The 22,379-nt window shown below is 67.9% G+C and carries 22 protein-coding genes; 14 read left to right on the top strand and 8 right to left on the bottom strand.

Annotated elements, in window-relative coordinates; all coding sequences use genetic code 11:
* Positions 1–17 precede the first annotated feature (17 nt).
* Positions 18–377 (top strand): hypothetical protein, encoded by a 360-nt coding sequence (locus tag ASF27_RS02550; RefSeq protein ID WP_056166328.1) that lies wholly within the window; start codon positions 18–20, stop codon positions 375–377.
* Between the two features lie 186 nt (positions 378–563).
* Positions 564–1,673, top strand: a complete 1,110-nt coding sequence (locus ASF27_RS02545) for an asparaginase (protein ID WP_056357475.1) — start codon at positions 564–566, stop codon at positions 1,671–1,673.
* Positions 1,674–2,184: 511 nt separating this feature from the next.
* Here ASF27_RS02545 and ASF27_RS02540 read toward each other — a convergent pair.
* The 4 genes from ASF27_RS02540 to ASF27_RS02520 form a co-directional block, all read right to left on the bottom strand.
* A complete protein-coding gene (locus ASF27_RS02540; protein ID WP_056357471.1) occupies positions 2,185–3,651 on the bottom strand; it encodes a methyl-accepting chemotaxis protein in 1,467 nt (488 codons plus the stop codon).
* Between the two features lie 1,061 nt (positions 3,652–4,712).
* Positions 4,713–5,633: a bestrophin family protein gene (locus ASF27_RS02530; RefSeq protein WP_056357468.1), complete on the bottom strand. Its 921-nt coding sequence runs from the start codon at positions 5,631–5,633 to the stop codon at positions 4,713–4,715.
* A 189-nt stretch (positions 5,634–5,822) separates the two neighbouring features.
* The gene (locus ASF27_RS02525) at positions 5,823–7,799 is read right to left on the bottom strand and encodes a CoA-transferase (protein ID WP_056166344.1); all 1,977 of its coding nucleotides are present in this window, start codon (positions 7,797–7,799) and stop codon (positions 5,823–5,825) included.
* A gap of 293 nt (positions 7,800–8,092) precedes the next feature.
* A complete protein-coding gene (locus ASF27_RS02520) occupies positions 8,093–8,542 on the bottom strand; it encodes a tellurite resistance TerB family protein (RefSeq protein ID WP_056357465.1) in 450 nt (149 codons plus the stop codon).
* A gap of 337 nt (positions 8,543–8,879) precedes the next feature.
* On the opposite strand from ASF27_RS02520, the gene ASF27_RS02515 reads away from it, so the two are divergent.
* A complete protein-coding gene (locus ASF27_RS02515) occupies positions 8,880–9,560 on the top strand; it encodes a response regulator transcription factor (RefSeq protein WP_056166348.1) in 681 nt (226 codons plus the stop codon).
* A 109-nt stretch (positions 9,561–9,669) separates the two neighbouring features.
* Here ASF27_RS02515 and ASF27_RS02510 read toward each other — a convergent pair whose 3' ends face one another.
* Entirely contained in the window at positions 9,670–10,989 is a 1,320-nt protein-coding gene (locus tag ASF27_RS02510) for a flagellin (RefSeq protein WP_056357462.1), read from the bottom strand.
* Between the two features lie 413 nt (positions 10,990–11,402).
* A complete protein-coding gene (locus ASF27_RS02505) occupies positions 11,403–11,708 on the bottom strand; it encodes a PilZ domain-containing protein (RefSeq protein ID WP_056263332.1) in 306 nt (101 codons plus the stop codon).
* A 151-nt stretch (positions 11,709–11,859) separates the two neighbouring features.
* Between ASF27_RS02505 and ASF27_RS02500 the strand changes: the two genes are divergently transcribed.
* The 11 genes from ASF27_RS02500 to ASF27_RS02450 all read left to right on the top strand — a co-directional run bounded on the left by ASF27_RS02500 (position 11,860) and on the right by ASF27_RS02450 (position 21,444).
* On the top strand, positions 11,860–12,402 hold the full coding sequence (locus ASF27_RS02500; protein ID WP_244480904.1) for a hypothetical protein: 543 nt from the start codon (positions 11,860–11,862) through the stop codon (positions 12,400–12,402).
* A 96-nt stretch (positions 12,403–12,498) separates the two neighbouring features.
* The gene (locus tag ASF27_RS02495) at positions 12,499–13,713 is read left to right on the top strand and encodes a DUF1217 domain-containing protein (protein ID WP_056166358.1); all 1,215 of its coding nucleotides are present in this window, start codon (positions 12,499–12,501) and stop codon (positions 13,711–13,713) included.
* Positions 13,714–13,716: 3 nt separating this feature from the next.
* Positions 13,717–14,442, top strand: coding sequence for a flagellar basal-body rod protein FlgF (gene flgF / locus ASF27_RS02490; protein WP_056166361.1), 726 nt, complete (start codon positions 13,717–13,719; stop codon positions 14,440–14,442).
* A gap of 4 nt (positions 14,443–14,446) precedes the next feature.
* A complete protein-coding gene (fliI, locus tag ASF27_RS02485; protein ID WP_056357859.1) occupies positions 14,447–15,802 on the top strand; it encodes a flagellar protein export ATPase FliI in 1,356 nt (451 codons plus the stop codon).
* Positions 15,803–15,887: 85 nt separating this feature from the next.
* On the top strand, positions 15,888–17,114 hold the full coding sequence (locus ASF27_RS02480) for a flagellar hook protein FlgE (protein WP_056357459.1): 1,227 nt from the start codon (positions 15,888–15,890) through the stop codon (positions 17,112–17,114).
* Positions 17,115–17,222: 108 nt separating this feature from the next.
* Positions 17,223–18,683, top strand: a complete 1,461-nt coding sequence (flgK, locus tag ASF27_RS02475) for a flagellar hook-associated protein FlgK (protein WP_056357457.1) — start codon at positions 17,223–17,225, stop codon at positions 18,681–18,683.
* A 5-nt stretch (positions 18,684–18,688) separates the two neighbouring features.
* Positions 18,689–19,711 carry a flagellar hook-associated family protein gene (locus ASF27_RS02470; protein ID WP_056357453.1) on the top strand — a complete coding sequence of 341 codons (1,023 nt, stop codon included), beginning with the start codon at positions 18,689–18,691 and terminating at the stop codon, positions 19,709–19,711.
* A 103-nt stretch (positions 19,712–19,814) separates the two neighbouring features.
* Positions 19,815–20,162, top strand: a complete 348-nt coding sequence (gene flaF / locus ASF27_RS02465) for a flagellar biosynthesis regulator FlaF (RefSeq protein ID WP_056166375.1) — start codon at positions 19,815–19,817, stop codon at positions 20,160–20,162.
* A gap of 8 nt (positions 20,163–20,170) precedes the next feature.
* The gene (gene flbT, locus ASF27_RS02460) at positions 20,171–20,632 is read left to right on the top strand and encodes a flagellar biosynthesis repressor FlbT (RefSeq protein WP_056263347.1); all 462 of its coding nucleotides are present in this window, start codon (positions 20,171–20,173) and stop codon (positions 20,630–20,632) included.
* 28 nt (positions 20,633–20,660) lie between these two features.
* Entirely contained in the window at positions 20,661–21,080 is a 420-nt protein-coding gene (flgD, locus tag ASF27_RS02455; protein WP_056166380.1) for a flagellar hook assembly protein FlgD, read from the top strand.
* A gap of 97 nt (positions 21,081–21,177) precedes the next feature.
* Positions 21,178–21,444, top strand: a complete 267-nt coding sequence (locus tag ASF27_RS02450) for a flagellar biosynthetic protein FliQ (RefSeq protein ID WP_056166382.1) — start codon at positions 21,178–21,180, stop codon at positions 21,442–21,444.
* 61 nt (positions 21,445–21,505) lie between these two features.
* Here the strand turns inward: ASF27_RS02450 and ASF27_RS02445 are convergent, their stop codons facing one another.
* A complete protein-coding gene (locus ASF27_RS02445) occupies positions 21,506–21,805 on the bottom strand; it encodes a hypothetical protein (protein WP_056263352.1) in 300 nt (99 codons plus the stop codon).
* A gap of 174 nt (positions 21,806–21,979) precedes the next feature.
* Positions 21,980–22,267: an MTH1187 family thiamine-binding protein gene (locus ASF27_RS02440; RefSeq protein WP_056166388.1), complete on the bottom strand. Its 288-nt coding sequence runs from the start codon at positions 22,265–22,267 to the stop codon at positions 21,980–21,982.
* Positions 22,268–22,379 lie beyond the last annotated feature (112 nt).

The raw sequence follows: 22,379 nt of genomic DNA, 5'->3' as shown, positions 1-22,379 counted from the left end.
CCGCGAGACCCGACACCATGACGTACCGGATCTTCACCGCCGCCGCCGCCCTCGCCGCCGCCCTCGCGGGCACCGCTTCGGCCGAGACCATCAAGCCGCTCGATGGCGGCAGCATCAACCTCGGCGAACTCGCCGGCGTGGCCTATTACACCGCCGAGCCCAAGGGCTACCGGGTCGTCGTGACCCTGGCCCGCACGGATGCCGCCCGCGCCGTCCGCTTCGAGACCGTCCTGGCCTCCGGCCAGAGCGTGACCCTCTCGACGCCGCAGGAACGCGGCGCGGCCGCCGAGGCCGTCGAGATCAGCCGCACCGGCGACACCGTCGCCGTGTCCCGGCCGCGCCCGGCTCCGACCCGGGAAGCGGCGGCCCTCGACTGAAGGGTCTCGCCGTTGCCGCCCTTCGCTCTCCCGGCCCGTCCCGGCCGGGAGAGTTTTTCGTCGATCCGGTGACAAGTCGGGCGTGCTGCACCTCGAATGGTGCCCATCGCTGTCTTTTTCACCTGGGCGCGGGTGGTTGCACGGGCCACAATAGCGGGAACACCGTCACCGACCCAGGACCGATTCATGCGACGCACCGCACCGGCCACCCTTCTGGCGCTCCTCATGGCGGGAAGCCTGCCCGTCGCCGCCCTGGAAGGCCCGGCTCCGGCCGCGCCCGGCACCACCGCCCCGGCGGCTGTGACGGCAAAACCACGCGTCGTCATCGTCGCCACCGGCGGGACCATCGCGGGGGCGGGGGCGGATGCGGCCAACAGCGCCACCTACCAGGCCGCCAAGGTGCCGGTGGACAAGCTCATCGCCGCCGTGCCGGCCATCGCGGGCGTGGCCGACGTGCGCGGCGAGCAGGCGTTCCAGATCGCTTCCGAGAGCTTCACCAACGCCCAACTCATCCAGCTCGCCAAGCAGATCTCGGCCCTGGTCAAGCGCGACGACGTCGACGGGGTGGTCGTCACCCACGGCACCGACACGGTGGAGGAGACGGCCTACTTCCTCGACCTCGTGGTGAAGACCGACAAGCCCATCGTGATGGTGGCTTCCATGCGCCCCTCCACGGCGATCTCGGCGGACGGGGCCCTCAACCTCCTCGACGCCGTCGTGGTGGCGAGCGCCAAGGAGGCGCGCGCCAAGGGCGTGCTGCTGACCATGAACGACGAGATCCAGGCCGGCCGCGACAGCACCAAGCGTGTCAACATCAAGCCCTCCGCCTTCTTCAGCCAATGGGGACCGCTGGGCATGGTGGTCGAGGGCAAGACCTACTGGTTCCGCGCCCCGGTGAAGCGGCACGGCACCACCTCCGAGTTCAACATCGACGGCATCGACAGCCTGCCGGAAGTCGCCATCGTGTACGGCTCCGGCAACATGCACCCGGAGCCCTACACCTCGGCGGTCGCGGGCGGCGCCAAGGCGCTCATCCACGCCGGCACCGGCAACGGCTCGGTCGCCGGGTACCTCGTCGACACCCTGAAGGACCTCCGCGCGAAGGGCGTGCAGATCATCCGCTCGTCGCGCGTCGGCGACGGCTTCGTCCTGCGCAACGCCGAGCAGCCCGACGACAAGTACGACTGGGTGGTGGCCCACGACCTCAACCCGCAGAAGGCCAAGATCCTGGCCGCGGTGGCGCTGACGAAAACGCAGGACACGAAGGAGCTGCAGCGGATCTTCTGGGAGTACTGAGTGGCGGATGACCGGCGGTCGAGGGACGGCGGCGGACGTGCCGCTCGACACCCGTCCCCCCGATCCCGGAAGATCTCGGAGGCGGATATGGGTCTTCCGTCTCACGACGCCTGTTTTAAGATGCCAACCGGATGAGGCTTGGCGCTATCGACCTTGCGGTTTGCAACCCGCCCCACGGGCCGCTCCGTCCGCGATCCGAATGCACCAACTCGACGTCTTCTGCCATGCTTCAGCTAGGGTTCGGGCGATGCTCGGTTCGCAAGTCCGAAGCGCTCCGTCCTGTTCCAGCTAGTTCCAGGGCACGCGCTTCGTTCATCACGAGCAGTGCTGCGAACCGACTCCACAGGTGCGAACCGGCCGGATTGAGTGGTCGACCCGAAGCCGCATCGGGCTTTCGCGGATTCCGATCGGCGTCCAGCAGGCCGTCGACCCGGATTGCCCTTGCTAGGCGACGGCTCGGGAGAAGCCACGTCGCGCCCTCACGCCCTGACGCGTCAGGCAGCCTTCACAATCAGGCAGCCTTGACGGTTTGGAGGAACCGGTTGACCTCGCCTCCGAGTTGATTGGCTTCCTGCGCCAGTTCCGAGGCCGAGGCGAGGGCCCGGGCCGCCGCCTCGCCGGTCTCGCCGGCCGAGTGGGCGACGCCGCCGATGACGGCCGTGATTGCCCCGGTACCGGTGGCTGCCTCAGCCACATTGCGAATGATCTCCTGGGTCGCCGATCCCTGCTGGTCTACCGCCGAAGCGATGGCGTCCGCCGTCCGGCTCATCGTGCGGATCTGCGCAACGATCGCCTCGATGGCCGTCACCGCCTCACCGGTCGTGCCTTGAATCGCGTTGATCTGCTGCGTGATGTCCTCGGTCGCCCGGGCGGTCTGGTTGGCGAGCTCCTTGACCTCTGCCGCCACGACCGCAAAGCCCCGTCCGGCTTCCCCGGCGCGCGCCGCTTCGATGGTTGCGTTGAGGGCCAGGAGGTTTGTTTGGCCGGCAATGCCGGAAATCATTCCGACGACGTCTCCGATCCGGGCTGCGCCCGTACTCAAAGCATGAACCAGGTGACCGGTGGCGTTGGCTTGACCCACCGCGCCCTGTGCCACCCGCGCCGATTCCGCCACCTGGCGACCGATCTCCTGAACGGAAGCGCCGAGTTCCTCGGCGGCACCGGCCACTTGGCTGACGTTGTGCGCGGCCCTCTCGGCGGCGCCGACCACGGACATGGCCCGGTCCGTCGTGCCCTCCGCCGTCCCCCGCATGACTCGGGCGGTGTCCTGCATCGCCGCCGCCGCTTGCGTGACCCGGCCCAGGATGCCGCTCACCGTGGATTCAAAGTAGTGGGCGGTCTGCTGCATGGCGGCCCGGCGCTGCGTATCCGCTCCGGCCCGCATCAGGACGGTCTCCGATTCCAGTGCCCGCATCCGCTCCATTTGCTCCCGGATCGCGCCCTCGGCGGCAGCTTGTGCGGCGAACACCGTCGCGATGGTGCGCGCGATCCAGGCCAGCACGCACGTCTCGAAGATTAGCATGACAGCATGGAGTACCACGCGTGCCGTGTCCGAGTTCTTGGCTCCACCGGGAAAGATCAGCGCCGGCATCGCGATGTTCACCGCGAGATGGTGACCGGCGATGGCGGCGGCGCAAACGACAAGAACGGTCCAGTCGCACCACGCGACCAGCACTGCCAGGCAGACGAAGAAGTACATGTGCAGGTCGATCTGCCAGAGATGCCCCGTCAGCGCAGAGATCAGGATCGCGGCCATTTGAACGAGCGATAGGCTGCAGACCAGGCGGGTGGCCAAGCCTGTCGGCGAGTTCCACCACACCAAGGTGCTGAGTCCAGCCAGGAGGCCGGCGACCACGAGGGGTACCGTCGGCGCATTTCCAGCGACCCAGGCGCTGAATGCGATGACCGGGAGATGCATCCAGAGGAGGGTGATGAGATATCGGCCGAAAATTTGCCGGAGAGAATCCAGGTTCGTCATCGCGGGCCGGGGTCCATTGCGCTGGTCAGATTCGGGAGGATGGCGTGCAGGCTGTGGCAAACTGGGCGTCTATGACGAGCCAAGCTCCGGAGGCGTAGAGGCGAGCGACAAAATCGGTCGACCCGGCCCGCACCACGAGGACATTGTCCCAGCCGCCGAGACGCAGAATGGTGCCTCCAGCCCGTGCCACGATGGCTGCTGTGTCGCGCCCAGGCGGACCAATCACAGCCACGGTGTCCGAGGTCGGGACCGCCATGACGCTGACCGGGAGAACCAGGATCGCGAGCGCCGTGCCCCAGAGGAGGAGCAACCCTGCGCGATTGGATGATGTGACTTGTGTCACTGGCGAAACCGGATCGATTGAATATGATCTGTGTTAGTAGGGACTACGTTCTAAAAAACCGTTACGGATTGTTTTTATTTTCGAATTGTATTTGTTTATATCTCTAGTAAATACGAATATATGCAAGACTAAGTCATTGCATTTGATGTCTTGTTTTTGCGGCGATCGATTCCACCGGAGGTTATCCTACAGGTGCCCTCGAAATAAATAACAACCGAAATTTATCGAGCCTTGATCGTATTGCGGTACCTGTTGCGAGACTTGGAATCTGACGATATCGAATTATGGCCGGACCAGGCGCGAGGCCGCGGTATTTGCCGCCTAGCATCATGCGCACTGCGTGCCGTCTCCCATTTCGCGAGTTTCTCATCGTGCTTTCCGCCATCGCGCGTCGGTTTCCGCAGCGCGATAGAAACGTCTGGCTGATACGAAGAAGCGGGACTCGTCGTACCGTTCGTCCCTGGATACCTGCACGACCCGCTGAACTATCTCGCAATCGACGACCTGCACGGACGAGCGAGGCGTCGCATTCGATCGCCGCACTGTGAACCGCTTGGTTGTGGTCGTCGCCCCGTCGACCAATGCGCCACGACGGCAAATCTGCGGCCTCAGTCCTGCATCGGCGGTGCGGCTGCCGAATGGGGACGGGCGGAATGCTATTCCTGGCTGGCGATCGAAGGGGCAGCCTGCCTCTGCCGACGACGGCGACGTCGGTCTCTCATGTCAGCCAATACCGCTCCGGCTTGAGCGCCGGAGGGGCCGGCTCGCCGAGCGCGTCGAGGACGACGCCGTCGAGGGTGTGGAGGAGCGCGTCCAACGGCAGATCGTTGGGCTCCGTGCCGAACGGCTCCTCGAGTTCGTCGCCGAGGGCATCGAGGCCGAAGAACGTGTAGGCGACGAGGGCCACGGCGAGCGGCGTCGCCCAGCCGAGGGAGGCCGCGAGGCCGAACGGCAGCAGCAGGCAATAGAGCCACGCCGTGCGGTACAGGAGCAGGGTGTAGGCGAACGGCAACGGCGTACCGTGGATGCGCTCGCACACGACCTGCGCCTGGGAGAGGGCGGCGATCCGCTGTTCGAGGAGGCCGAACAGCACATCCGTGAGGGCGCCGGTTCGATAGGCGTCGGCCAGATCGGCGGTGAGGCGCACCAGCACAGCATCGGCCGCGCTCGGCCCCCGGACGAGGGTGTCGGCCTCGCCGGGCGGAAGCCAGGGGCTCGCGGCCGCGACCTCGTTTCCGCCCCGCACCTGGGCATGGAGGGCATGGGCGAACCCCGAGATCCGCCGCAGGACCCGTCGCCGCAGGTCCTGATGCTCCGGCTCGGGCAGGAGTGCGGCCAGCTGGCGGGCGATCCCCCGCGTCTCGACGATGAGCGAGCCCCAGGCCCGGCGCGCCTCCCACCAGCGATCGTAGCAGGCGCCGTTGCGAAAGCTCAGGAAGATCGAGAGGGCCAACCCGATGAGAGTGAACGGCCCGACCCCGGCGGTGATGGGGAAGGCTGCGGGCCACCGCATCTCCGCCGCCACCACGGCGAGCGCCACGGCGGTGATGCCCAGAACCTTCGGTGCCACCTGCGGCAGGATCGAGCCGCGCAGGGTGAACAGGATCGTCAGAAGACCCGGACGCGAGCGGACGATCATTCTTTTGGATGCTTCGGTGTTCGAGCGCGAGAACCCTCCCCCCCGCTGCGGGGGAGGGTGGCCCGCGTGAGCGGGTCGGGAGAGGGGAGCGCTGGCCTCTGCGAAAAGGTCGCGCCGCCCCTCTTGCGGGACTTCGTCCCGGCCCGCCCGCTCCGCAGGCACCCTCTCCCGCAGGCGGGAGGAGGTTTTTTACGCCGCCGACGCGATGGCGGTGGAGGCGCGGCGGACCTTCTTGTCGAGGCCGTCCACGAAGGCGTGGGCGTCCTCCTTGCGCTCGAACACGTGCGGGGCGAGCCCGCGCCGGTTGAGGGCTTCTTCCATCTTGAGGCGCAGGAAGGCGCTCGTGGCGTAGCGGGTGGTGGTCGCGTAGTAGTTCGCCGCCAAGTATTGGATCATGCTCGCGTAGTCGTCGTAGAGGTTCTCGTTGATGCGGAATCCGTCGTGGTTGACCACGGAGTTGACCCGCTGGCCGGCCTTCTTGCAGGCGCCGACCAGAACCTTGCGCAGATCGTCGATGTCGCTCTTCACGCGGGCATGCCAGCCCTCGAGGTTGACGAATAGGATGTTGCGCTCGGAATCGTAGCTGACGCGCTCCGACAAGTTGAGGTTCAGGAGATCGGCGAGGAGCTCCATCGGCTCGTCGCGGAACAGGCGCGCATCCATGAGCGCCGGCTGCTTGATGATGGGCGTGAAGCCCATATGGGGCAGGATGTCCCGCTCGATGTCGATGCCCGGCGCCACCTCGATGAGTTCCAGGCCTTCGTCGGTGAGCTGGAACACGCAGCGCTCGGTCACGTAGATCACCGGCTGCGAACGCATCTGCGCGTAGGAGCCGCTGAAGGTGATCTGCTCCACCTGGGGCAGGAACTTCTGCGCGCGCCCCTCGGTGACGATGCGCAGCTTGCCGTCCTCGATCACCGTCTCCAGGCCGCCCACCGTGAACGTGCCGGCGAAGACGACGCAGCGGGCGTTCTGCGAGATGTTGATGAAGCCGCCGCAGCCGTTGAGGCGGCCGCCGAACATGCTCGTGTTGACGTTGCCGTGCTGGTCGCACTCGGCCAGCCCGAGGCAGGTCATGTCGAGGCCGCCGCCGTCGTAGAAGTCGAACATCTGGTTCTGGTCGATGACGCAGTCGGCATTCGTCGCCGCGCCGAAGCTCGACCCGCTGGCCAGCACGCCGCCCACCGCCCCGGCTTCCGTGGTGAGGGTGATGTAGGGCGTCACCTTTTCCTCGTTGGCCACCGCCGAGATGCCCTCCGGCGCGCCGACGCCGAGATTGACCACACCGTTGGGCGGCAGCTCGAAGGCGGCGCGCCGGGCGATGATCTTGCGGGCATCGAGCGCCATCTTCTTCATGCCGGTCACCGGCACGCGGATCTGGCCGGCGAGCGCCGCATCGTGCTGCACGCCGTAGTTCATCCGGTGCATCTCGGGCTCGGCCAACACCACGCAGTCGACGAGGATGCCGGGTACCCGCACGTCCTTCGGCAGCAGGAAGCCGTCGTCGACGATGCGCTCGACCTGGGCGATGACGATGCCGCCGTTGTTGCGCGCCGCCATGGCCTGGGCGAGGCAGTCGAGGGTGAGCGCCTCCTTCTCGAAGGAGATGTTGCCGGCGGGATCGGCCGAGGTGCCGCGGATGAAGGCGACGTCGATCTTGGTGGCGGTGTAGAACAGCCACTCCTCGCCATCGACGTCCACCACCTTAACGATCTCGTCCTGCGTCAGGGTGTTGACGCGGCCGCCACCGTGCCGCGGATCGACGTAGGTGTGGAGGCCGACCTTGGAGAACAGTCCCGGCTGGCCGGCGGCGCAGGCGCGGTAGAGCTGCGAGATCACGCCCTGGGGCAGGTTGTAGCCGGTGATCTTGTTCTCCTGGGCCGCCTTGGCGACCTTCGGCATCCGGCCGAAATTCGCCGCGATGACGCGTTTGAGCAGGCCCTCGTGGTGGAGACGCCCGGTCCCGAGGCCTTTGCTGTCGCCGGCACCAGCGGTCATGATCAGGGTGAGGTCGCGCGGGGCGCCGGTCTCGACGAAGCGCTTCTCCAGGGCGGCGTGCAGCGCCTCCGGAATGCAGCTCTGAACGAAGCCCGTTGTGGTCACGACATCGTTCTGCCGGATGAGCGCGATGGCCTCTTCCGCCGAGATGACCTTATTTTTCTTCATTGCCCCGTTCTCCTCCCCGTGCCTCCACTGTCGATGTCAGGCGGCAGGATCTATTGTGCCGGTTTCGGTGTCGTGGAAGTCTTGTTGGCTGAGCCGAGCGTAGAGGCCGCCCCTCGACTTCGCAAGAGTGTCACGGATCGTGGTGCGGTGCGTTTAAGCGCTGTTGCGCTGCACATATGCATTGTGCCCGAACTATCCCCGGGACCTGTTTCCAGGCCCTGGAGGGGCTCGGGACGGGTATCGCGGCTGGCCATGACTGGCGAAGTCGCTGGTCGTCCCAAGATTATACATTATTACGCGCCGGATTGGCCTCCGAGAAGCCGGTCCTTGTCCACGCTCAGGGCCGCGGCGATCTCGGCCAGGGCTCGATGCTCGACGGCGCTGATGCCGGCCTGATCGGCGACATCGGCGGCAATGAGGAACACCGCCTCGCGCTGGCCCGCCTCGCGCCCGACGAGCCCCGCGACGTGCTGGAGGTTCTCCGCGCGGCCCGCCCGGGTGCGCGCTCGCTCCAGGGCCTCGAACAGTTCGGCTTCGAGCTTCAGCGTGTCGTAGCCCTTCTCGAGGATCGGGTTGGCCCGCATGCCCGCGAGTGCCGTCTCGACCTCCTCTTCGTCGATCTCGCTGTCGGCCAGGATGACGTTGGCGGCGGCCGAGACCGCCGCCTCCATCAGCACTCGGTCGCCGACATAGGCGGCGACGTTCTGCGTCAAGCGTCCGACGAGGTCCTGGATCAGTCCCATGATGCTCCCTGTTTCGGTTTGGCGTTTCGACTTGGTTTCGACTTGGCGTCACGCCTTGGCGGTACCGGGTGCGGCGCGACCGCAACAGACGACCGGACGGTGACGGGGCGCCACCCCACTTAACAAAAAATTAACCATTTTCTTAACAAAACGATACCACCAAACGGCGCCGCGTCGCGGCGGATGTGTCGAGGATAGTCCAGGTTTCGTCCGGGTTATCCAAGTGTCCGTCGACGCCGTGCGAAGTGCGATTCAAGATCAAACCGAAATCGAAGCAGATTGGGTGCACGGCTGTGCTTGGCCGGGCGAACCCGCATGCGTGGAGCGAGACGGCGTCATGTACATCGTGGTCGATGAGCGTAGCTGCGTGGCGAGCGAGACCGTTGCGGGCTTCGGCGCCCAGGGCGTCACCGCCCACAGCCTCGCGGCGGACGCGTTCCAGGCCTGGCTCGACACCGCCCCGGCCGGAGACCTCGCCGCCGTGCAGGGTTTCGTGCTCGGCGAATCCGCGAACCGGACCCGCAGCACCGCGGCGATCCGCAGCCTGTCGCACGCCCCGATCATCGCCCTCAACGAGACCCGCTCCCTGGAGCAGACCCTCGACCTGTTCACCGCCGGCATCGACGACGTGGTGCGCCGTCCGGTCCATGTCCGCGAGATCCTCGCCCGTGCCGAAGCCATCCGCCGCCGGATGGGCCGGGGCGAGGGGCAGGGCGCGGCCCAGGACAAGGCCGGCCGCCTCAAGATCCACACCGACGGCCGCGATCCCGAGATCGACGGCACCAGCCTGACGCTGCCCCGGCGCGAGCGGCACATCCTCGAATATTTCGCGCGCAACCGCGGCCGCCAGCTCACCCGCGCCCAGATCTTCAACGCCGTCTACGCCGACCACGGCAGCGACGTGGAGGAGAGCGTCGTCGAGGGCCACATCAGCAAGCTGCGCAAGAAGCTGCGCATGCGCCTGGGCTACGATCCCATCGAGGCCAAGCGCCTGGCGGGGTACACCTTCGTCGGCTGAGGCGCGTCTCCTTACATTGCAACGAAAAAACCGCGCTCCCATCCTGGAGCGCGGCTTTTCGTTCGAGCGATGCCGTCCCCGGACCAGAGTCCGGGGACGGGGGCCGGTCTTACCGGAACAGGGAGAGCACGTTCTGGCTGGCGCTGTTGGCGATGCTGAGGGCCTGGACACCGAGCTGCTGCTGGGTCTGAAGCGCCTTGAGCTTCGTCGACTCCTCCTCGATGTCGGCATCGACCAGGGTGCCGATCGCGCGGTCGTTGGACTTCATCAGGCTGTCGATGAAGCTTTTCTGACCGTCGAGCTGCGTCTTGTTGGCACCGAGCTTGGTGCCTGCCGTGGTAATAGCGGCGATCGCCTTGTCGACAGTGTTGATGTAGGTTTGGAGGGTGGCATCGTTCGTCGCGGCATCGATCGATAGCGTCGCTACCGAGGAGCCCGTGCCGCCCTTGTCCAAGATGCCGCCGCCGGTCGCAGCGCCAGCCGCCGTTCCAACACCGCTATAAACCTTCGTAATAGCGGTGCCGAATCCGATGTCTCGGGCGCTTGTTGCGTTAGCAATGTTGACATCAATGGTGCCTGCACCCGCTGTCTTCGTAAATACAAGGCGCCCTTCCGGATCGAGCGAAGCCTTTACTCCGTCGGCCTTGAGGGCTGCATTTGCTGCGATCGAGTTATTGATCGCGTCGAGGAGTTCTCCCTTCGTAACCTTGGTCAGATCAGCGACGCTCGCCGTCAGGCTTGCCGCATTTAGGGTAATCGTTTCACTGCCGGCGGTGGCACCGTTGATATCAACGGTTAAGGTGCTCTGGTTGGCACCGCTAAAGTCCAGCGTGCCGATAATTGCCGTGCTGGCTGTGACCTGTGCCGAGGTCGCGGCCGAGCCGGCCAAGGCCTTATCGTAGAGCTGAATGCTCGCAACATCGATGTTGACGGTCGAGAAATTGATGTTGCCGGTGGTGTCGCGCGAGAAGCCGGCGATCACTTTCTGCGTGCCCGCATTGTAGCCGGGGCCCGTAGAATTCACCGAAAGCCAGTTTTGGCCGCTCTGGGTCGAGGAATCGGCCGTCGCCTTCATGTTGCTCTGGAGCGAGGCGATTTCGGTCTGTACCTTGGAGCGATCGACGCCGGGCTGGAGGGCGGTCTGCAGCTTGGTGCGGATGTTCTGCAGATTGGTCAGGACGGTGGTAAGGCCGTTATAGGCCGTGTCGACCGCTGCGGAGCCGAGGCCCAGCGAATCCTTGACAGCGCCGAGGGCGAGGTTGTCGGTGCGGACCGTGGTGGCGATCGACCAATAGGCAGCGTTGTCGGCGGCGTTGGAGACGCGCTGACCGGTCGAAACCCGGTTGCTGGTCACGTCGAGCTGCGAATTGATGCTCTTCAGGGTCGTCAGCGCCGTCATCGCGGCGTTGTTGGTCAGCAGGCTGGTCATGGCGGGTGTGATCCGGGACTGAAATTCTACGGGAGTTTCTGTAATTCGGCAGTCGGCCGACCTGTCGTGAAAAGCGCCCGAAGATAAAGGTCTTCGTTCTCAAGTCACGATTCATTACATTCCGGGTTTTCGCCGGACCAGTGGGGCGACATCATGTCTATGAACCAAGTCGGTTCATCCACTGCACTCGCATCGAACTCGTGCCGGTTCCGTGGGGAGAACCGTTTGTCGATGGGTGCATTGTGAGGCGAGCGCGTTAGCAAGCGCTTAAGCGCACCGGCCCGGCCCTGTGCCCGAATGCACCGTCTCACACCAAATCCGGTCGATCGCTTCGCGATGCGGATTTGGGCTTCGCTCAGGCGCCGCGCGGGCTGCCTGAGACGGTCCCCGAATGGATCGTCCGGAAAACAGTCTCAGGGGGCGGGATCGCCTGCCGGTGCGAACCGCACGCCCGCGACCTCGCCCCGCTGCCAGCGCAGGCGGACCGACACCGTCCTGAGGTCGTGGGCGGCGATGACGAGATCGAAACTGTCCGGCAGGGGGATGGGTCGCGACAGCACGATCTTGGCGCCCGCCGGTGAAAGATCGCGCACCACGCAGGGCAGGAGCGTGTCCGGCCCGAGGACGATCCGGCCCTGCTGCATCACCCGGTGGCGTCGGGGCGAGCGCGGCCGTACGGTCCCGGCCCGACCCTCCGCCTCGCGCTGTCCGTCCGTCATTCGCCCTGACCCCCACGCCGCTCGCTGCGGCTATCACCCATCATCGTTAACGACTCGGCCGCATGCGCCCGGGGAGGCCAGCCGGATTAACCTTTCGTAAACCATATCCCCGCAACGTTCGGGGCTCAGGAACTCCTTCGCTCCAGGCGCCATGCCCGTTCGCCTCACACCCGTGCCCGCCCATCGCCGTCCGCTCGCCGGGGCCCAGGCCCTGCGGCGCGCCCGCGACGCGGCGTTCGAGCGGGCGGCCATCGGGGTCTGCCTCGTGCTCGCCGCGGCGTCGAGCGGGTTCGCCGTCTACACCATCACCAGCGGCACCCACGACTACGCCGTGCAACGCTTCCTCCCGGCCTCCATCGGCACCTTCGCCTGGAAGAAGCCCGTCGCCCCCGTGCGGACCGCCGTCCTCGATCTCGACCCGACCACCACCGGCGCGCTGCCCGACCGGGCCGCCGGCCCCGAACTCGGCCGTTCCGACCCCGCGGACCGGGCCGGCCCCGGCGCCGCGGCGCGCGGCTACGTCCTGCGCCGGGTCTCCGGCGACGGGGCCTGGGTCGAAGGTCCGAACGGCCTGAGACAGATCGTGCCGGGCGCTGTCCTGCCCGGCGCCGGCCGGGTCATCTCGATCCAGCCGACGGGGGCCGGCTGGGTCGTCGTCACCTCCGAGACCATCATCGGGCCGACACGGCTCTGACCCCCGCCCCTCATCCAGGCCGGATCAAACGATGATCGCCCGCGCCGCCCCTATCCTCGTGCGCGCGCCCCGGGCCGCCGACCGGGAGACCTTCGCGTGCTGAGCACCTTCACCAACTACACCCTGATCACCAAGGACCTGACGGCCTCCCTGGCCCGCAAGGCCGCAGCGCCCGAGGTCGCGCGCGAGACGGCGTATTTCCAGGCCAACATCGGCAGCGTGACCTCCATCGACGCCTTTCTCGGCGACCGCCGCCTCTACTCCTACGCCATGAAGGCGTTCGGCCTCGAGGACATGACCTACGCCAAGGCGTTCATGCGCAAGGTCCTCACCGAGGGAACGGACACGCGGGCGAGCTTCGCCAACCGCCTCGCCGACGACCGCTACGTCGCCTTCGCGCGCGCCTTCGACTTCGCACAAGGGGCCTCCGCCACCGGCCGCGCGGGTACGATCACCGAAGCGGGCCCAACCGCCGCCGGCACCGCACAGCTGAACGGTGCCCTCGACCTGTCCGGAACCTTCGACTTTTCCGGCACCAACGCGGTCTCGTTCCAGCTCTCCACCCGTGTCGATGCCGCGACGACGAAGTCGGCCACCATCGTCCTGTCGAACAAGACCCTGGCGTCCGTCGTCCAGAACCTGTCCCAGGTCACGGCCGAGGAGATCGCCGCCGCCATCAACGGGCAGATCGCCGCCTCGGGGGACGGCAACCTCGCGGGCAAGGTTCAGGCGGGCATCGGTGTCCGCAGGAACCTGTTCTTCGAGACCACGGCCTACGCCAACCTGGGCGCGGATGGCGTCGCGGGCGGCACCGGCCTCGCGGCCGACACCCTCTACGAGGCCGGCGGCACCAACCGGACGCTCGCGATCCGCAACGTCGCCCCGTCGGGGGCCGGGCAGACCCCTCTGGACATCGGCTTCGGCACCGATCTGCCCATGGACGCGAAAGCCAAGAGTGTCACCGAGGCCTACCTGCGCCAGACCCTTGAGAGCGATGCCGGCGCCGAGGACACCGGCGTGCGCCTCGCCCTCTACTTCGCCCGCATGGCGGGGGGCGCCACCAGCGGCTACGCGATCCTCGGCGACTCGGCCCTGTCTCAGGTGGTCAAGACCGTGCTCGGCCTGCCCGCCGGCGGAACCTCGTCCGAGGCCCTCGCCCGGCAGGCCGAACTCATCGAGAGCAAGGTCGATCTCGCGAGCTTCCGGGACCCACAGAAGCTCGATCAGTTCATCAAGCGCTTCACCGCGATCTGGGATGCGCAGAACAACACCGCTTCCGATCCGATCCTCGCGCTGTTCGGGAACGCCTGAGCCATGCAGAACGCCCTCTACGTCGCGCTCTCGGGCCAGATCGCCGTCGAGAAGCGCATGAATGCGGTGGCCAACAACGTGGCCAACCTCGCGACCTCCGGCTACCGCGCCGAGGACACCAAGTTCTCGGCCCTCCTCGCCCAGGCGAGCAAGGGCGCGATCGCCTTCGCCTCCTCGGGCGACACCTACCTCCAGACCAAGTCCGGCCCGGTGACCAAGACCGATTCCCCCCTCGACGTGGCGATCCAGGGCGATGCCTGGCTCAGCGTCGGCGGCGCGAGCGGGCCGGTCTATACCCGCGATGGCCGCCTGACGATGGACGCCACGGGGCGCCTGCGCAACGTCAGCGGCCTGCCGGTCCTCGACGCGGGCGGCGGCCCGATCCTCCTCGATCCCCAGCAGGGACCGCCGACCATCGGCCGCGACGGCAGCGTCTCGCAGGGCGTGAACCAGGTCGGCTCCATCGGCCTGTTCACCCTCGACCCCAAGGGCACCCTGCGGCGGGCGGAATCGAACGGCGTGGCTTCGAGCCTTCCGGCCCGGCCCGTCCAGGATTTTACCCGCACCGGCATGGTCCAGGGCTTCGTCGAGGGTTCGAACGTCAACCCGATCCTCGAGATGACGAAGCTCATCACCATCCAGCGCGCCTTCGAGAGCGCGGCCAACCTCACCGCCGAGACCGAATCCTCGTTCCAGGGTTCCATCCGTTCCCTGAGCCCGCAGGGCTGAGGTGATGCAGGGCGAACCCACCGAAGCCGCTGCCGGTCCGGACGTCATCGACCGGCTTGCCGCCGCCCTCGCCTCCGGGCGCGAGGCCCTGCCCCTGGTCCGGGTCGCCGGTCCGATCCAGGAAGTCACCGCGACTGCCGCCCGGGTCGGCGGCGTCGCCCCCTTCCTCAAGCTCGGCGACCGGATGGGTTTCCGGGTCGGCGGCCGCGAGCAGGTCGGCGAGGTGGTCCGCATCGATGCCGGCGGCGTCACCCTGAAGCCGTTCGAGGCGCGCATCGAGGCGGGGATCGGCACGCCGGCCTATCGCCTCGGCGATCCGACCCTGCGGCCCCATGCGGGCTGGAAGGGCCGGGTCGTCGACGCGCTGGGGCGCCCCATCGACGGGCGTGGCACGCTCGTGCCGGGACCGCGCGCGGTGCCCATCGACGCTGCTCCGCCGCCCGCCATGGCGCGCGGCCGGGTCGAGGCGCCGCTTCGCACCGGCGTGCGGGCCCTCGATCTGTTCACCCCCCTGTGCCTCGGGCAGCGCATCGGCATCTTCGCGGGCTCGGGCGTCGGCAAATCCACGCTGCTCGCGATGCTCGCCGGCGCCACCGGCTTCGACAGCGTCGTCGTCGCCCTGGTGGGCGAGCGCGGCCGCGAGGTGCGCGAGTTCCTCGAAGGCCCGATGGCAGGCAACCTCGACAAGGCCGTGGTGGTCGTCTCCACCGGCGACGAGAGCCCGATGATGCGGCGCCAGGCGCCCAAGGTCGCCATGGCCATCGCCGAGGCATTTCGCGATGCCGGCGACTCCGTGCTGCTCATCGTCGATTCCGTGACCCGCTACGCCCATGCGGCCCGCGACGTCGCCCTGGCGGCGGGCGAGCCGGCGGTGGCCCGGGGCTACCCGCCGAGCGTCTTCTCGGACTTGCCGCGCCTCCTCGAACGGGCCGGCCCCGGCCGCGACGGTTCCGGCTCCATCACCGGCATCTTCTCCGTGCTGGTGGACGGCGACGACCACAACGACCCCGTCGCCGACTCGATCCGCGGCACCCTCGACGGTCACGTGGTCCTCGACCGGGCCATCGCCGAGCAGGGCCGCTACCCGGCCGTCGATCTCCTCGGCTCGATCTCGCGCCTCGCCACCGCCGTGTGGACGCCCGAGCAACGCGAACTCGTGCGTCGCCTCAAGGCGATGATGGCGCGGTTCGAGGAGACCCGCGACCTCAGGCTCATGGGCGGCTACCGCGCCGGCGAGGACGCCGAACTCGATCAGGCCATCCTCCTCGTGCCGCGCATCTACGAGGCCCTGCGCCAGGAGCCCGGCATGGCCCCGAGCGCGGACGCCTTCCTCGAACTCGCCCAATCCCTGCGGAGCTGACGCCCAAGGACGCGACCAGCCCCGCGCAAGCCATCCTGCCTTTAGTGCCGTCCAGCACGGCCCGCCGTTTCACCGAGGTCATCCCATGAGTCTCATCAGCGTCCTGCGCACCGGCGTCTCCGGCATGAACGCGCAGTCGAGCCGCATCTCGACGGTGGCCGAGAACATCCAGAACGCCGGCACCACGGGCTACAAGCGCACCGGCACCGAGTTCTCGTCCCTCATCCTCGATTCCAGCAGCACCGGCGATTACAATTCCGGCGCCGTCGAGACGGTGATCCGCCGCTCGGTCTCGGCGCAGGGCCCCGTCTCCTTCACCACCTCGAAGACCGATCTCGCCATCCAGGGCAACGGCTTCTTCGTGGTTCGCGACAGCAACAACGCCACGTCGCTGACCCGCTCGGGCAACTTCGTCGAGGACGGACCGACGGGAAACCTCGTCAATTCCGGCGGCTTCACCCTCATGGGTTACGCGGTGGGCGAGAACGGCGAGGCGACGCCGGCCCTCAACAGCACCGCCGGCATGGTCCCGGTGAACGTCTCGACCCTCGGGATGAAGGCGACCGCCTCGAAGACGGCCTCCATCGGCGGCAACCTGCCGGCCGGCACGGACGCGCTCACCGGCACCCTGTCCTCGACGGTCTACACCAAGAAGACCTCGATGGTGACCTACGACCAGCTCGGCAACAAGGTCACGGTCGATATCGCGCTCGGCAAGACCGCCACGGCCAACGAGTGGAAGGCGGAGATCTACGCCCCCGGTTCCACCACCGCCATCGGCACCACGACCCTGACCTTCGATCCCGACACCGGCAAGATCGCGACGGCTTCGGCGGCCGCCGCCAAGACCGACCTCACCTTCGCCGACGGGCGCAAGATCGCCCTCGACATGAGCAGCATCACGCAGCTCGCGGGCAGCTACGACCTCAAGGGCACGGCCGACGGTAAGGCGCCCTCGGCGGTGACCGGCTCGGACCTCGCCTCGGACGGCTCCGTCTATGCCCTCTACGAGGACGGCAGCCGCATGCTCGCCTTCAAGGTGCCGCTGGCCAACGTCGCGAGCCCCGACAACCTCGAGCCCCGCGCCGGCAACATCTACCTGCCCACCAGCACCTCCGGCGACCTCCAGATCGGCTTCGCCGGCCTTTCCGGGCTCGGTTCCATCAAGTCGAGCGCCCTGGAGCAGTCCAACGTCGACGTCTCGTCCGAACTCACGGCCATGATCGAATCCCAGAGCGTCTACACGGCGAACTCGAAGGTGTTCATGACCGGCAACGAGCTCCTCGAGACCTTGATGAACCTCAAGCGCTGACGCGTCGGCCGGCACCATCGCGGCGGCCGGCCCCGCGCCGATCCCTGGACGTCCCGGCCTCTCCGTCCGCATCGCCTCCGACACGCCCGCTCCCTCAGGAACCCCACGATGGGCCTCTCCCTGGCGCTCAACAGCGCCCGCACTTCCCTGGCGGCCTCCGCCGCGCAGATCGCCGTCACCGCGCGCAACACCGCCGGGGCGAACGATCCGTACTATGCGCGCCGGATCGCGACGGTTGTCACGGCGGGGGGCGGAAGCGCCGTCAACGTCCTGCGGGCCGCCGACGCGGCCCTGTTCGGCCGCAAGATGCTCGCGACCTCCGAGGCCGCCGGCAGCCAAGCCGTGCTCGATGGTCTCCAGACCCTGAGCCAGACCATCGGCGACACCGATTCGACAACGTCGCCGGCCGCCCGCCTCGGTGCTCTCAACGCCGCCCTGCAGGCGGCGGCCAACAAGCCTGATTCCGTCGAGTTGGCACGCAACGCCGTCGAGGCCGCCCGCGATCTCGCCGGGAGCCTCAACACGGCCGCCGCGGCCGTCCAGACCGTGCGCCAGCAGGCCGATACGGCCATGGCGACCTCCGTGGTGCGGATCAACGATCTGCTCGTCTCCTACGAGGCGGCGAATCAGACCGTCACCCGCGGCACCGCCATCGGCGCCGACGTCACCGATGCCCTCGACGACCGCGACCGCATCCTCACCCAGCTCTCCGAGGAGATCGGCATCACCACGGCCGTCCGCGCGGGCAACGACGTGGCGATCTACACCGACAGCGGCGTGCCCCTGTTCGAGCGCGGCGCACGCAAGGTGACCTTCGAACCGACCGCTGCGTTCAGTGCCGGTTCGACGGGCAAGGCCGTCATGATCGATGGCGTACCCGTCACCGGGGCCGCCTCGCCGATGCCCGCCCGCTCGGGCCGGATCGTCGGCCTCGCCACCCTGCGCGACGACGTCGCCGTGCGTTACGAGACTCAGCTCGACGCCCTCGCGGGCGGGCTCGTCACCGCCTTCGCCGAACCCCGCACGAACGGCACGGGACCGGCCGCCCTGATGGGCCTGTTCACGGACGGATCCGCGGGGGTCCCGGCCCGGTTGCCCGTCGCCGAGACGGGGCTCGCCGCCAAGATCCGCATCAATGCCGCCGTCGATCCCCGCATGGCCGGCAGCGCCCTCGACACCCTCCGCGACGGCGGGATGAACGGGGCCGACTACCGCAGCAACACCGGTGCCGCCGCTTATGCCGACCGCCTGCGCGGCCTGGTGTCCGCGCTCGGCGCCGACCGCACCTTCGATGCCGCCACCGGCCTGCGCACCAGCGACAGCCTGCTGTCCTTCGCCACGGGGTCGGCCGGTTGGCTCGAAGGCCAGCGCAAGTCGGCCGCGTCCGTGGCCGATTACGAATCGACCCTGCTGGCGCGCACGAGCGACGCCCTGTCCAACGCGGTGGGGGTGAACACCGAAGACGAGACGGCGAGGGCGCTCGAACTCGAACGGTCCTACACCGCCTCGGCCAAACTGCTGACCCTGGTGAACGACCTTCTCAAGACCCTGATGGATGCGGTGCGATAATCGCCATGCGGATGAATGCCACCTCGACCTTGAGTCTCTGGAACGCACCGCGCACCGGCGCCCAGCGAATGCAGACGGAGATCGCACAGGGCACCAAGGAGCTCGCCACGGGCCGTTACGCCGATGTCGGCCTCGAACTCGGCAGCCGGACCGGCCTGGCCCTCGGACTGCGCCAGCAGAAATCGGAGCTTCAGGCGCTGCAGGACGGCAATGCCGGGGCGACCCTGCGCCTGAGCACGACCCAGGCGGCGCTCCAGCAGATCCAGGCGGCCGCGGATTCGACCCTCAAGACCCTCATCGGCGTACCGGTGGCGGACCGCGCGGCCGTGGTGAAGGACATGGCCGCGAGCCAGCTCGCGGCGCTGACCGCCGTGCTGAACACCGCCGCCGACGGCCAATCCGTCTTCGGGGGGACCAACACGGGGGCGTCGCCCATGACTGCCTACGGAGCCGGATCGGCGGCGAAGTCGGCCGTCGATGCGGCCTTCACCCTTGCGGGCGGCACGTCCATGAGTGCCGCAGGGATGGAGGCCTTCCTCGCGGAGGGCGGCCCCCTCGACACCCTGTTCGGCAACGGCGCCTGGAAGGCCAACTGGTCGAAGGCGTCGGATACCACCCTCGACAGCCGCATCTCCCTCAGCGAGACCGTGGAGACGTCCGCGACGGCCAATGCGCCCGCCATCCGCCGGCTCGCCATGGCCTACGTCGTCGCGTCGGGCCTCGACCTGTCGCGCCTGCCGGCCGACGTGCAGGCCGTCGCGACCGATCGGGTCGCGGGCCTACTCGGCGAGGCGAGCAAGGGGCTGGTGTCGATCCAGGCCAATCTCGGTCGCGCGCAGGCGCGGATCTCCGATGCGAACACCCGTCTCGATGCGCAGAAGGCGCTCCTCGACAAACAGGTGCAGGCGATGGAGGGGATCGATACCGCCGAGACCAAGACGCGGATCGACCAGCTGACGACCCAGATGCAGATTTCCTACTCCCTAACCGCCCAGCTGCGTCAGCTGAGCCTGGTCTCCTACCTCTGAGGCGACCCTTTCCCGGCGCGGCGGCCTGGCCGGTGCGCGGGACACGACAGCCCCGAAACGCGACAGCGGCGCGGCGGGCCCGGACACAACGAGGCGGATTGCCATGTACCAGTTTTCCTACGCCGAGATTCTGGAAGACGCCCCCGAGATCGGCCGCGAACGCGAGCGCGCCGCCTTCGACCGGGCGCTCGATCTCATGCGCATCGCCGATCATCCGGCGGCGGCCGTGGCCGACCGGACGGCGGCGGCCGAGTTCATCCAGAAACTCTGGGCGGTCCTCATCGACGACCTCACCAGCCCCGAGAACGCCCTGCCCGAGGCCCTGCGCGCCGACCTCGTGTCCCTCGGCCTGTGGAGCATGCGCGAGTCCAATGCCGTCCTCAGCACGCCCACCCATGGCTTCTCCGCGCTGATCGAGGTCAACGCCTCGATCCGCAACGGCCTGCGGTGAGATCCGGCATGCGCCTGTCCCTGCGCGCCGGCGAGCGGGTCTTCATCAACGGCGCCGTCCTGCGCGTTGACCGCAAGGTCTCCCTCGAACTTCTCAACGATGCGACGTTCCTGCTGGAGACCCACGTGCTCCAGCCCGAAGAGGCGACGACGCCCCTGCGCCAGCTCTACTTCGCGGCCCAGACCATGGTGATGGAGCCCGCCAACGCCGCGCGCGCACGCGACCTCTACCGGACGCTCCAGGCCGGCATCCTCGCGGCCGTGACCGAGCCGGACATCCGCGACGGTCTCGCGGCGGCGGGCGCCTGCGTCGAGGCCGACCGTCTCATCGAGGCGCTCAAGCTGATCCGCGGCCTGTACAGGGCGGAGGCGGCCCTGCTCGCCGAAGCCACCGGCATCGCCGGGCCTGAGCTCTCCGCCCCACCCGCGCGCGGCCCCGGCCGCGCGCCATCTCTTCCCCGCACGGCCTGAAGGCCCTCACCCCGGAGACCCGCTCGTCATGGCCGTCGGAAGCAGCACCAGCACCCCCCCCACACAGACGGCCACGGCCGCCACCGCGGCCAAATCCGCGAGCGGCGTCGCTGCCTCGATGAACGCGGACACGTTCCTGACCCTGCTCATGGCGCAGCTCAAGAACCAGGATCCGACGAAGCCGATGGATTCCACCGCCTATGTCGGTGAGCTCGCCACGTTCTCGCAGGTCGAGCAGGCGACGAAGACCAACTCCAAGCTCGATTCCCTGCTGTCCTCGAGCTTCCTCTCGCAGGCGGACCAGATCATCGGCCGCACCATCACGTCCGCCGACGGCAACACCACCGGCGAGGTCCAGTCCGTGAAGATCACGAGCGAAGGCGCGCTCGCCCGCCTCACCAACGGCAAGGACGTCCTGCTCGCCGAGGGCATCTCGCTCTCGCAGTGAGGTCCACTCACCCCACGGGTGAAATCCGTGTAGGACCGACAACGGGCGGGACGCGGCAGCGACCCATCAGGGATTACCACGCGAGAAAGGTCAGCGGATGAACGAGGTCGATGCCCTCGAACTCGTGCGCGCCGCGATCTGGACGGTGATCGTCGGCGCCGGCCCGGCGATCGGCGCGGCGATGCTCATCGGCATCGCCATCGCGCTACTGCAGGCGCTCACACAGATCCAGGAGGTCACCCTGACCTTCGTGCCGAAGATCGTGGTGATCCTGCTCGTGCTCCTCATCACCTCGTCGTTCATCGGCGGCCAGATCTCGACCTTCGCCGAGGCCACCTACGGGCGCATCGTCACGGGGTTCTGACGGGCGTCGCCGGTGCCCCCCGGCGGTCTTCGCGGGCCGCTGGGCGAATGCCGGTCCGGCGTCAGGAATTGTAGGTCACCAGGGCGACCACCCACGACCCGTGTTCATGCACGAGGGTATGGGCCTCGGTGTCGTTCGCCGTGGCGCGATCCGGATCGGACTTCTCGATCTTGTAGACGTCGTAGCTCGCGGACTTGCTCGCGGGACCGACGTGACCGAAGCCGCGGGGAGCCCGCCGGAATTGGCGGTCGAACAGACAGACCGCGTCGACGGGCGAATCGACATCGCCGGCCTGACCAAACCGAGCCGTGTCGCCGTAGACCTGTCCCGTCGCCTTTTCGATCGCGATGAAGCGCGCCATTCCAATCCTCAATTGTGACCCTGCGGCCGAGGTGGTGCCACGGAGCGCCCGCTGCAAGCGCGAGGCCTCAATTGATCGGAGAGCCATCCGGCCGCGCCGAGTGGGGGAAGCCCCAGCACAAAGCGCTCGGGAGGAGGCGGAACGCGTGCTTCGCTTTCCTGCGGCACGGCGTTCCTACGACACGGCCTTCAGCTTGTCGGCCATGGCCTGCACCTTGTCCCGGCGCGACGAGAACGTCATCGTGAAGAACACGCGGTCGACACCGAGTTCGGCGAGGCGGGCCTCGCAGGCTTCGGCGAGTGCGCAGATCTCGCTCAGTTCGCCCTCGATGTTGGTGCCGTTGGCATGCATCTCGGCGGTGAGCGGGCTGGCGTCGATGATCGCCTTGATTTCCCGCACGTAGGGCGAGACCGACGGGCCGACCCCCATGGGAACGATGCACAGATCCGCCACGACCTTCATGTGACGACTTTCATGGGCTTGTCTCCCGTGCGCCCGACCTTCGGGCGAGGCGCTCTTCTATCACGGCCGGCCGTGCCCGGGGCGATGAAGCGGCACGCCCCCATCCCCACGC

The sequence above is a fragment of the Methylobacterium sp. Leaf102 genome (genome assembly GCF_001422425.1).
GTDB lineage: Bacteria > Pseudomonadota > Alphaproteobacteria > Rhizobiales > Beijerinckiaceae > Methylobacterium.
Note: the sequence above shows the minus strand (reverse complement) of the source record. Positions and strands in the feature narration are given on the sequence as shown.